Source organism: Erysipelatoclostridium sp. MSK.23.31, from assembly GCF_019125875.1.
Lineage (GTDB): Bacteria > Bacillota_I > Bacilli_A > Erysipelotrichales > Coprobacillaceae > Thomasclavelia > Thomasclavelia ramosa.
The window spans coordinates 1-11,496 of the sequence record NZ_JAHOCB010000071.1; the positions used below are offsets into that span (position 1 = coordinate 1).

General features: G+C 33.3%; 11 protein-coding genes and 1 pseudogene. 4 read left to right on the top strand and 8 right to left on the bottom strand.

The features are described 5' to 3' along the window. Nucleotides 1-58 precede the first annotated feature (58 nt). Both ftsX and ftsE read right to left on the bottom strand, forming a co-directional pair. Nucleotides 59-970 carry a permease-like cell division protein FtsX gene (gene ftsX, locus KSU54_RS17695; RefSeq protein ID WP_003536301.1) on the bottom strand — a complete coding sequence of 304 codons (912 nt, stop codon included), beginning with the start codon at nt 968-970 and terminating at the stop codon, nt 59-61. Next, nucleotides 970-1,653, bottom strand: coding sequence for a cell division ATP-binding protein FtsE (gene ftsE / locus KSU54_RS17700; RefSeq protein ID WP_003536299.1), 684 nt, complete (start codon nt 1,651-1,653; stop codon nt 970-972). The genes ftsX and ftsE overlap by 1 nt, the downstream gene beginning before the upstream one ends. Before the next feature lie 186 nt (nt 1,654-1,839). Here ftsE and KSU54_RS17705 point away from each other — a divergent pair, with 186 nt between their 5' ends. Beyond that, the gene (locus KSU54_RS17705; protein WP_003536298.1) at nt 1,840-2,055 is read left to right on the top strand and encodes a hypothetical protein; all 216 of its coding nucleotides are present in this window, start codon (nt 1,840-1,842) and stop codon (nt 2,053-2,055) included. 44 nt (nt 2,056-2,099) lie between these two features. Here KSU54_RS17705 and KSU54_RS17710 read toward each other — a convergent pair whose 3' ends face one another. The 4 genes from KSU54_RS17710 to KSU54_RS17725 all read right to left on the bottom strand — a co-directional run bounded on the left by KSU54_RS17710 (nt 2,100) and on the right by KSU54_RS17725 (nt 6,998). Continuing rightward, nucleotides 2,100-2,957 (bottom strand): YitT family protein, encoded by an 858-nt coding sequence (locus KSU54_RS17710; protein ID WP_003536297.1) that lies wholly within the window; start codon nt 2,955-2,957, stop codon nt 2,100-2,102. 13 nt (nt 2,958-2,970) lie between these two features. Next, a complete protein-coding gene (gene prfB / locus KSU54_RS17715) occupies nt 2,971-4,068 on the bottom strand; it encodes a peptide chain release factor 2 (protein WP_003536296.1) in 1,098 nt (365 codons plus the stop codon). Continuing rightward, on the bottom strand, nt 4,068-6,701 hold the full coding sequence (secA, locus tag KSU54_RS17720; RefSeq protein WP_003536295.1) for a preprotein translocase subunit SecA: 2,634 nt from the start codon (nt 6,699-6,701) through the stop codon (nt 4,068-4,070). Before secA ends, prfB begins: the two co-directional genes overlap by 1 nt. Before the next feature lie 99 nt (nt 6,702-6,800). Beyond that, nucleotides 6,801-6,998, bottom strand: coding sequence for a cold-shock protein (locus KSU54_RS17725; RefSeq protein ID WP_003536291.1), 198 nt, complete (start codon nt 6,996-6,998; stop codon nt 6,801-6,803). A 270-nt stretch (nt 6,999-7,268) separates the two neighbouring features. Here KSU54_RS17725 and KSU54_RS17730 point away from each other — a divergent pair, with 270 nt between their 5' ends. Both KSU54_RS17730 and KSU54_RS19355 read left to right on the top strand, forming a co-directional pair. After that, nucleotides 7,269-8,372 (top strand): DEAD/DEAH box helicase, encoded by a 1,104-nt coding sequence (locus tag KSU54_RS17730; RefSeq protein WP_003536288.1) that lies wholly within the window; start codon nt 7,269-7,271, stop codon nt 8,370-8,372. Then, nucleotides 8,339-8,968 (top strand): ComF family protein, encoded by a 630-nt coding sequence (locus tag KSU54_RS19355; RefSeq protein WP_008791358.1) that lies wholly within the window; start codon nt 8,339-8,341, stop codon nt 8,966-8,968. Before KSU54_RS17730 ends, KSU54_RS19355 begins: the two co-directional genes overlap by 34 nt. 173 nt (nt 8,969-9,141) lie before the next feature. Here KSU54_RS19355 and KSU54_RS17740 read toward each other — a convergent pair whose 3' ends face one another. After that, nucleotides 9,142-9,597, bottom strand: a complete 456-nt coding sequence (locus KSU54_RS17740) for a MarR family winged helix-turn-helix transcriptional regulator (protein WP_008791357.1) — start codon at nt 9,595-9,597, stop codon at nt 9,142-9,144. A gap of 125 nt (nt 9,598-9,722) precedes the next feature. Between KSU54_RS17740 and KSU54_RS17745 the strand changes: the two genes are divergently transcribed. After that, nucleotides 9,723-11,282 carry a ClC family H(+)/Cl(-) exchange transporter gene (locus tag KSU54_RS17745; protein WP_003536281.1) on the top strand — a complete coding sequence of 520 codons (1,560 nt, stop codon included), beginning with the start codon at nt 9,723-9,725 and terminating at the stop codon, nt 11,280-11,282. A 50-nt stretch (nt 11,283-11,332) separates the two neighbouring features. Here KSU54_RS17745 and KSU54_RS19565 read toward each other — a convergent pair. Further along, nucleotides 11,333-11,496, bottom strand: a pseudogene (locus tag KSU54_RS19565) (FAD-dependent oxidoreductase); the annotation flags it as partial.

Consider the following 11,496-nt stretch of genomic DNA (forward strand, 5'->3'; position numbering starts at 1 on the left):
AGAAAAGAGATAGCTTTCGCTATCTCTTAAGCCCCTCCACTATTGACACGGAGCCTTTTTAGAATTTTAAGAATCGTCTAATTGAAACAAAGCTTCCAACCAAACCAACGCCAGCCCCTACAGCAGCAATAACTAGTGAGAAATCGCGGATAAATGGCATTGGTGGTTTTAGTGCTAACATTGCTGACATTAATGCACCATTAGCGTAATCATATACCATTCCATAACCATAAACTAAAACAATAATCGGGATAATTGATCCAATTAGACCAATCAACATTCCTTCAAGCATAAAAGGAATACGGATATACCAGTTACTAGCACCGACCATACGCATAATACTGATTTCAGTTTGACGCGCTGTGATCGTGATTTTAATTGTATTAGCGATCATAAATAATGCAATAATGGCAAGTCCGACAATAAAAATCGATCCTCCAGTTTGAATAGTTTTCAAAGTTTTTACCATATCTTGTGTTGATTGTCCACCATAACTTGTTTTATTGACATTTGGTATTTCTTGAATCTTTTCAGCGATTTTAGCAATATTTGCTGCATCATCAACTTCTACTTCATAAGCCCCACCTAATGGGTTATCTGCTCGGTATGATTCAAATAAAGCAGCACCTTCATCACCTTGAGTTTCAATTAATTTATCTAATTCTTGATCTTTAGTATAATAAGTAATCTTTTTTACTCCAGAAATAGCTTCTATTTGTGGCCCAACTGCTTGTTCAGCAGCTTCGTCTATATATCTATCTAATTTTACATAAATACTAACTCCCTCTTCAATGTTCGAACTAATATCTTGAACATTTAAAGCTAAAACACCAATTACACCAATTAAAACAAGCGTAATCGTAACAGCGAAAATTGATGAAAATGACATTACACCATTACGCCATATATTTTGAACTGCCGTTTTAAAATGTTTAGGCAGATTTTTCACACAACTAATCAACTCGTTCATTAAATATCGTAACCTCCTAAACTAGTGTCCGCATTAACACATCCATTTTCAATCAAAATAGTTCTCTTTTTATGTTCTTGAACAATTTTACTGTCATGAGTAACTACTAGAATAGTAGTATTCTGTTGTTCATTAATTCTCTCTAAAAGATTAATAATTTCTTCAGATGTTTCTGGATCTAAGTTTCCTGTTGGCTCATCAGCAATTAGCACTTTTGGTTTGTTGACAATTGCACGAGCAATTGCTACACGCTGCTGTTGACCACCTGAAAGTTCATGTGGAAAAGCATTGACTTTATCCTCAAGTCCTACTAACTCTAAAGTGGCTCTAACGCGACGACGGATTTCTACACGTGGAGTATCAATTACTTCTAACGCGAACGCAACATTTTCGAAAACTGTCTTTTTTGGTAGAAGTCTAAAATTTTGAAATACAACCCCGATATTACGACGAAAATAAGGAACTTTTCGATTTTTAATTTTTGATACATCGCGCCCTACAACCTCTACTTTCCCTGAAGTTGCTTTTTCTTCGCGATATAAAAGCTTTATAAATGTTGATTTACCAGCACCAGTAGTACCAATAACATAAACAAATTCACCTGGTTCAATCGTAAGATTCATATCATTTAAAGCTCTTACACCAGTTTTATAGATTTTCGTTACATTTGTAAGTTTTATCATATTTATTGCCGTATTCGACTAACCCCTTTCTATTATTATATTTATATATATTCAATTTTATTATATTCAATTTTCCTAGAGTCCGATTTTACTCCACGCATATTATAGCATACTTTATCGAATAAAGGCACAAATACTATTATTATATCGCAATTTTATGATACAATAAATTAAAGAGGTGACAGTATGAAAAAAGTGTGCCCAGTTTGTCAAACCACGCTTAAAACTAACTGCTTTATTAAGGATAATGGCATTTCTACACTTAGCTATTTAGAACTTATTATTAAAGATGATGATTTCAAAAAAACTAATTATGAATTGAAAAGCTGCTATTGTCCTAACTGCGGTCATGTTGAATTTTTTGTTGATTTAAATAATCCTGAAAAAAATAAAAATGATTGATCACAAAAAGTACAACAAAAAAAGAAATCTTATGATTTCTTTTTTTATAAATCAATTGGTGGCAACGTGAAACCACGCCCCCTTACACTATGAGTAGCATTACTAATAATAAATGCAGTTGGATCAATCGCTAAAATCATGTCATTTAATAAATGCAGCTCACGTTTCGACACAACAGCCATTACCGCATATTGATTTTTTTGATGATATCCAGTTGTAACATTTAATAATGTACAGCCACGATTAATATCCTCAAAAACAATTTTTCGGATTTCCTGCCATTTAGGAGAAATAACAGTTACTTGTACTTTAGTTTCCCCCAACATCATAACTTGATCCATCACAATCGTTGTAATAATCACTACTGTAATTCCATATAAAACCTGTTCAATTGTAATTGGACAAAAAATCACCTGAAAAAGCAAAATTGCACAGTCAAATATATTAATCAGCCAGGCAACTGAAAAGCCGGTTTTTTTATTAACAATCAATGGAGGAATGTCCATTCCCCCAGTACTGGCTCCAACTCTTAAAACTAGTCCTAACCCTAAGCCAATACATAATCCGGCATATAGAGTTGATAATAAAGCATCACTAGTAATCGTTGATAAAGCAGGTACGCGTTCTAAAATTGCTAAAAAAGTTGGATATAAAAATGTACTTAACAAGGTTCCAGCTGCAAACTTTTTACCAAAGTAAAAATAACCAACAACAAACATTACAATATTTATTGCATACACAGTATAGGAAATATTTATTCCTGTCAATGATTTGACAGCAATCCCGATACCTGAAGCACCACCTGTAATCAACCCAACCGGGGTAATAAAAGCACAGATTCCTAACGCTAAAATAAAATTACCGACAATAATAATCAGTGTTTCATAAATATGCTTCTTCACGATGTCGTCCTCCTTACAATGCTGATTTTAAATAGGCATATATAAATCCATCAAGATCCCCATCTAAAACAGCTTTGGGATTATTAGATTCATATCCACTACGATTATCTTTCACTAGCGAATACGGATGAAGTACATATGATCTAATTTGTGAACCCCATGCTATTTCTTTTTGCTCTCCTTTTAATTCTTTTAATTCACTAGCTTGTTTTTCCAGCATCAACTGATATAACTTGCTTTTTAACATTACCATTGCTTGTTCACGGTTTTGAATTTGACTTCGCTGGCTTTGACAGGTTACAACAATATTAGTAGGTAAATGTGTAATTCGAACTGCTGAATCAGTTTTGTTGATGTGTTGACCACCGGCTCCACTAGCTCGATAAGTATCTATTTTCAAGTCAGTACTTTGAATCTCAATTTCAATCTCGTTATTAAATTCGGGCATTACATCAACCGATGCGAACGAAGTATGACGGCGTTTTGCTGAATCAAAAGGTGATAAGCGCACTAAACGATGAACTCCCTTTTCTGCCTTTAAATGTCCATATACATTATCCCCTTTTATTAACATTGTAACCGATTTTATTCCTGCCACATCACCATCTAAATAATCTAAAACCTCGACTTTCCAGCCTTTATTAGCAGCATAACGTTGATACATCCTAAATAACATTTCTGCCCAGTCTTGACTCTCTGTTCCACCTGCTCCAGGATGAATTTCAACGATTGCGTTTAAATCGTCATGTTCACCAGACAATAACATCATTGTCTCAAATTTTGATAATTCTTTTTCAAAAACAGTATAATCACTTTCAAGAATTTCCTTAAATTCTTGATCCTCAGTATTCTTTACAAGCTCATATGTTTCATCTAAACTAGTTAATGTCGTTTCTAATAAATCATATTGATCAGTTGTTTTTTTCATCTTATTTAACTTATCATAAGTCACTTTAGCTTTATTAGCATCATCCCAAAATCCCTCTTGTAGTGTGATTACGGTGAGCCCCTCAATCTCTCGACGATATGCTTCAATATCAATTGATTGATAAAACTCCGTCATTAATAAATGGGCTTTAGTAAGCCCATTTTTAATTTCGTATAATTCCATTACTTAAATGTAAGTTCCATCTTTAGATGAGGGATAGTTTGTTCTACTTCACTACCAGGACGGATTCCCATATGGACAATATTACGAGAAATTGCATCTGCAATACTTGATGTCATTTGTTCAAACATGTAGAAAGCTTCTTCTGTATATTCAGCTAAAGGATCTTTTTGCGCATAAGCTCTTAAATAAATACCATTACGTAATTTAGTCATAGCATCAATATGATTGATCCAAGTATAGTCAATCACTCCTAAAAGAATACTTCTTTCATATTGTAATTTCTTTTCTGGCTCTAACTCTTTATTAAAACGACTAATATACTGATTGAAAACTAAATCCGTTAATGTTTCAATTAATTTTTGTGGATCTTTTTGTAATGCTTCACAGTTACTAGCTTCTACTTCAACTAATAACATATAGTTTTTAGCAACAAAATCAACAACTCCAGCAACATCTACAATATCATCTTTTCCATCATGTTTTGTAAATTGGCGGACAGTCATTTCTATTGCTTGATTAAACATTCCTTTAACGATAGCATCCAAATTTTCTTCAGACATAATATCATCACGCTCTTTATACATGATTTCACGTTGTTGACGCATTACATCATCATACTCAAGAATATGTTTACGAGAATCGAAGTTTTGACCTTCAACACGTTTTTGAGCACCTTCAATTGCTTTAGTAACCATTTTATTTTCAATTGCTTGATCATCTTCTAAATAATCTGTAAATGATTTTAATCTTTCTCCAGCGAAACGTTCCATTAAATCATCTTCAAATGATACATAGAAAACCGAATAACCAGGATCTCCTTGACGACCAGAACGTCCTCGCAACTGATTATCAATACGGCGAGATTCATGGCGTTCTGAACCAATTACTGCTAAACCGCCAATTTCAGCAACACCTTCACCTAATTTAATATCGGTACCGCGACCAGCCATGTTGGTGGCGATCGTTACCGCTCCACGTTGTCCAGCTTTTTCAATAATTTCAGCTTCTTTAGCATGATTTTTAGCGTTCAAAACGTTATGTCTTATTTTACGACGATCTAACATTTTTGATAATACTTCAGATGTTTCAACAGAAACAGTCCCAATCAAAATCGGTTGACCATATGAATTACGAGCTTCTACTTCTTCACATAAAGCTTTGAATTTATTAGCTCTAGTAGAATAAATCTTATCATTGCGATCATCACGAATAACTGGACGGTTAGTTGGAATCTCAATAACACGCATATTATAAATCAATCTAAATTCTTCTTCTTCAGTTTTAGCTGTTCCTGTCATCCCTGCTAATTTATTAAATAATCTAAAGAAATTTTGATAAGTAATTGTTGCTCTAGTTTCTGTTTCTTCTTTAATTGGAACACCTTCTTTAGCTTCGATTGCTTGATGTAATCCATCAGAATAAGCACGACCAGGCATAACACGACCTGTAAATTGGTCAATAATCATAATTTTTGCATTACGAATATCACGAGTACCATCTTCTGTAGCAACCATATATTCAACATCGCGAGTCATTGTATAGTTAGCTTTCAAAGCTTGATTAATATGATGCACTAATGCAGTATGTTGTGGGTCATATAGGTTATCCAACTTAAAACCTTTTTCAGCTTTAGCAATTCCATCAGGTGTTAAAGCAACCGTCTTACTTTCGATATCAACTTCATAATCTTTATCTTGTTTCAAAGATTTAACAAAACGGTCAGCTTGTAAATATAACGCTGCTGTATTTTTACGACCACCAGAAATAATTAATGGTGTTCTTGATTCATCGATTAAAATTGAATCGACCTCATCGACAAGGGCATAATTTAACCCTTTTACTAATACTTTATCCTCTAAACGAGTTACCATGTTATCTCTTAAATAATCAAATCCTAATTCGGCATTGGTTGTATACGTAACATCACACCCATGAGCTTCTTGTTTTTGTTCAGGTGTTAGCTCCCGTTTATTCAATCCAACTGTTAATCCCAAAAAGTTAAATACTTTGCCATTATTTACAGCATCACGTCCTGCTAAGTAATCATTAACAGTAACAACGTGAACACCATTACCAGTTAAAGCATTTAAATATACTGGAAAAATCGAAGTTAATGTTTTACCTTCACCAGTCTTCATCTCTGCAATATCACCTTCATGTAATGTGATACCACCCATCAACTGTACTTTGAAAGCTTTTAGGCCTAATTGACGATAAGCAGCTTCACGAACTGTAGCATAGGCATCAATAATTATGTCATCAAGCGTTTTACCATTAGCTAGAGCCTCTTTGAAAATACTAGTTTGACCCGCTAATTCTTCATCACTCATCGCTGCATATTTTGATTCTAAAGCAATTACTTCGTCAGCCATTTTATCTAATTTTTTTAATTGTTTTCGTTCATCGTCAAAAACACCTTTAATTCTCCCAATAAAGCTTTTTTTTGTTGAATGTGGTGTTGTATTAAATGGAATTACTTCACCATTATAGATTCCTTGGAAATCTTCAACCTTTATATCTTCACCGGTTTGATCTTGCAAATCAACGATATTTGTTACTGCTTCAGGATTTAATCCCTCTTTTTCATTTTTCTTTTTTAACTCTTTTCTTATTTGCTCTTTTCTACTAGCCATGAAATACGCTCCTCTTTAATAGGTTTAGTCTACCGTATTATAACATTTAAATATATTATTTTAAAGTCCAAATTAAAAGACAAGGTTTTATCCCTTGTCTTAGATTTTAACAACATGTTTTGCTTGCATCCCACGGTCACTTTGATAAAGCTCAAATTCTACTAGTTCACCTTCATTTAAAGTCTTATACCCATCTTGAGTTATTTGACTATAATGAACAAATACATCTTTGCCTTCACCACGATCAATGAATCCAAAACCTTTTTCTGCGTTAAACCATTTCACTTTTCCTTGCATCTCATTCACCCCTTTAATAATATGGTCAATGTTAGTATATTATTATTGTTTTCAAAGATGAATTCATTTCACTCGACAAAGTTTGCCAATATAAGAATTTTGTTCTATTTTGATAGAACTGTTGTCGCGTCAAGTATAAATTCGGTAATCAAAGTCGATATATGCTCTATTTTCATTTAAAAAAAATAAAACTTTCTTGAAACAAATTTAGCATCAAGTTGAGACCCTTTTATTAGCATCTTGAGTTACAATATAAGTGGGTGATATAAGATGATTTGTCCACGATGTAAGAATCAAGATTCACAATATTTTTATACTTTCAAAAATATTACTTATTGCCGTAAGTGCGTTAAGATCGGTTCAACTTGTTTTTCTCCTTCACAGTTACCTTCTATTATTAAGACAGTTGATTATCAGCTCGACTACGAATTAACACCATTACAAAATAATATTTCCAGACAATTACTTCAACGTTATCAACAGCATCTCAACACTTCCCTTAAAGCGGTTTGTGGTGCCGGTAAAACAGAAATAACTTATGAGGTCATTAAATATGCACTAAACCAGGGGCAGCGAGTCTGCTTTACTACACCGCGAAAAGAACTAGTAATTGAATTAGCAAAGCGATTGCAAAGTCAATTCAAAAATATTTCAATAACCACTGTTTATGGCGGTCATAGTGAATTGGTAGATGGGCAATTTATTATTTGTACTACTCATCAGTTATATCGCTATCCCCAATATTTTGACTTATTAATTTTAGACGAATTGGATGCTTTCCCTTACGTAAATAACGAAGTCTTAATTGGTCTACTCCAAAACAGCATTAAAGGCAACTATATTTATATGTCTGCAACTCTAACCAATCAACCAGATTTATTAATGACCAAACGATATCATGGTTATCTTCTAGATGTTCCCAAGTGCTATCTAACTTCATCTTTGGTAATGTATCTTTGGGCAATTAAAAAAATTAGAGATTTTGTCAGAAAGAAAAAACCCGTACTTGTTTATGTTCCCACCATACAATTAACAAATACAGTTGCCCGCATCTTTAAACTGTTTAAACTTAAAAGTCATGCTATCAGCTCTAACACTAAAGATATTCAAAAATTTATAGAACGTCTTAGACATCATCAATTAGATGTTTTAGTTACAACGACTATTTTAGAGCGCGGCATCACCATCGATAATGTTCAAGTAATTATTTTATACGGCAATAATCGGATATATACAACTGCTACATTGATTCAAATATGTGGACGAGTAGGTCGTAAAACAGCACATCCCAGTGGAAGTATTAGTATTTTTACTCCATACAAGACCAGGGCAATTAAAGAGTGTCTCAAAACAATCAAGCAGGACAATGCTTAATCTGTTTTAATGATCTCAATAAATCACCTAGCTTATATCATCTTTATTATCATGCTACACTATGTTTTCATTGTCTTAACCAATTTTCAATCTATAATCGAACTCATGACTATCATGGTTACAAACTTACGATTTTATATTACTATAACGATTTCTTTAAACAATTGTTATTTCAATATAAAGGACAAGGTGATTATGCTTTAAAAGATGCTTTTTTGAATGCATATCCTCATTTTAAAACCAAATATCGGCGTCATCTCATCGCGCTTGTTCCCAGCAGCCAACAAGACGATCTAAGACGAGGTTTTAACCCAAATGAAATGATTGTAAGAAGTTTTAGTAATCATATTTTTACTGGTTTATACAAAAATTCCGCCTATAAACAGACCAGCCAAACTGATCGCAGTCAAGTAAGTCAGATTATCAAGATTAAAGATGGTCAGCGGTTATATAATCAAAATGTGATAATTTTTGATGATGTTATTACCTCAGGCAATACTATTATGACTTGTGCAAAAGTTATCAGTTCCTATCAGCCCAAAACAATTAGTATAATCGTTATGGCAAGTAATCAATTAGATAAATTATTTAAATAAATATTACACACTAAAACTTGTGTTTTACCACTAATAATATCGTTTTAAATAACCATTAAATATAGTGTAACGTAAATACTTTTCTACTTAAAGGGCAAGAATTTAATTTCTTGCCCTTTTATTCCTTATTTTTTAATCATATTTATCTTTAAGCAAAAAAAGTGGCTGCCCACTTATTTTTCTTCTAATGCCTTTTTATAATTATCCAAATCCAACTTAATCTTCTTTAACGTATTAAAGACCCAGTCAACTCGATCGTCAGGAATTGCTGATTTGTATAAATCTGCCAATTCATGATGGAACTGTTCATGAATAGCCAATGCTTCATGTCCCTTATCCGTTAACTTTAGATAATAAACTCGTTGGTCTTTACTTGATCTCTCTTTAACTAAAAAACCTTTTTCAACTATTTTCTTTACTGCTGTTGTCAATGTTCCCATCGTTACACTTAATGACTTAGCCACATTAGTCATTGAAGGAAATTCTACCTTATCCACTGCATCAAGGACATGAGTTTCACTCATCGATAATTCCTTAAATTTGCTCTTCTTGAGGTACAATTCTTGTATAACCATTGCTTCATTAAAAACATCAACTACTGTCTCGATTGCATCTGAGCGTTTGTCCATTCCTATCACCTCCTTAATTGTACAATATTTTGTCAATAATTGAAACATTTATTGTTTCTGCTTCAAAACAACCTTTGAATTTTACTACTAATCGTTCTATAATGTCCTAGGAATGGGGAGTAGATATGAAAAATAGATTAATTAAAACATTAAATATCAAAAGATTTAAATTAGTATTATTACTAGAAGGTTTGCTGGTCGGAATATTAGCGGGATTAGTAATTGTTGGATATCGAATTTGTTTAACTAATGGAGCTCTTTGGTTACAGCGAATTTTAGCCTATTGTAAACAATCAATATTCACAATAATTATCTGGTTTGTTATCCTATTTGTGATAGCACTAGTTGTCACAAAATTACTCGATTGGGAATCATTAATTTCTGGAAGCGGGATTCCACAGCTTGAAGGAGAATTGGCAGGTAAGATTGATGCCAAATGGTGGCGAGTTTTGATTGCTAAATTTTTTGGTGGTTTCTTAGCTAATTTTTCTGGTTTAGCCCTTGGTCGTGAAGGTCCTTCAATTCAATTAGGGGCAATGGTTGGTAAAGGAATTGGTAAAGTTTTAAAACGTGGTAAGACTGAGGAACGCTATTTACTTACTTGTGGTGCCAGTGCCGGATTAGCAGCTGCTTTTCATGCCCCGCTGGCAGGAGTAATGTTTGCCCTTGAAGAAGTACATAAACATTTTTCTGCCCCACTATTGATTTCAGTGATGACCTCATCAATTGCCGCCGATTATCTTATGAGTTCTATTTTAGGAATGGCTCCTGTATTTTCTTTCAATATTCATGGAACTCTGCCTACCCAATACTATTGGATGGTTATTATTTTAGGAATCATTTTAGGGCTGCTTGGCGCTTTTTATAATAAAGCCTTACTATTTGTTCAAAGCCTCTATAATCACTCAAAGCATTTAAATAACTATACTAAATTATTAATACCTTTTATTTTGGCAGGAATTTTAGGATTCACTGTTCCTCAGCTATTAGGTAGTGGCGATACTTTGGTCGACTTATTAATCGAAGGAAAATTAACAATGTCCTTAATTCTTCTTTTGCTGGCAGGGAAATTCTTATTTGCAATTACCTGCTTTGGCTCAGGAGCTCCAGGTGGAATTTTCTTCCCACTATTAGTAATTGGCTGTTTGATTGGTGGTGCTTTTGCTAATATCTCCGTCGATTACTTAGGTTTAGATCCTATTTATATTAATAATTTTATTCTACTGGCTATGGCTGGTTATTTTACTGCAATTGTAAGGGCTCCAGTGACAGGAATTATTCTGATTTTTGAAATGACAGGTTCTTTAAATCACCTCTTATCAATTGCTATTGTTACTATCGTTGCTTATGTTGTTGCCGATTTATTAAAATCTAAACCAATTTACGAAAGTTTGTTAGAAAATTTATTAAAGAAAAGAAGTCTTCCAACTCCACAGGGAGTTGGAGAAAAAGTATTATTAGATTTTATGATTTTACATAATTCTCCATTGGATAATCATTTAGTTAAAGAAATTCAATGGCCTAATCACTGCTTGATTGTTTCACTTAGACGTGATGGACAAGAATTCATTCCCCATGGTGACACTTATTTAAAAGCCAGTGATAGTATTATTGTCATGTGTGATAAAATAGATGAAAGCTATATTTATGATACTCTTTCAGCTCTAACAACTGAACAAATTTAATTAATAAAAGATAGTTATAAAATAAAGCGTGAAATCTAAATTAAATGATTTCACGCTAATTTACTATCTCTATTTTTTATTGTCCCAATAATATGACGTGCTACGATGATTCCGTTTGCTCCTGCCTGAGCCAGCCCTCTTGTTAATCCGGCTCCATCACCTGCTACATACAGATCATCTATTTCACATTCAAACCCTTCTCTTACCTTTGGCC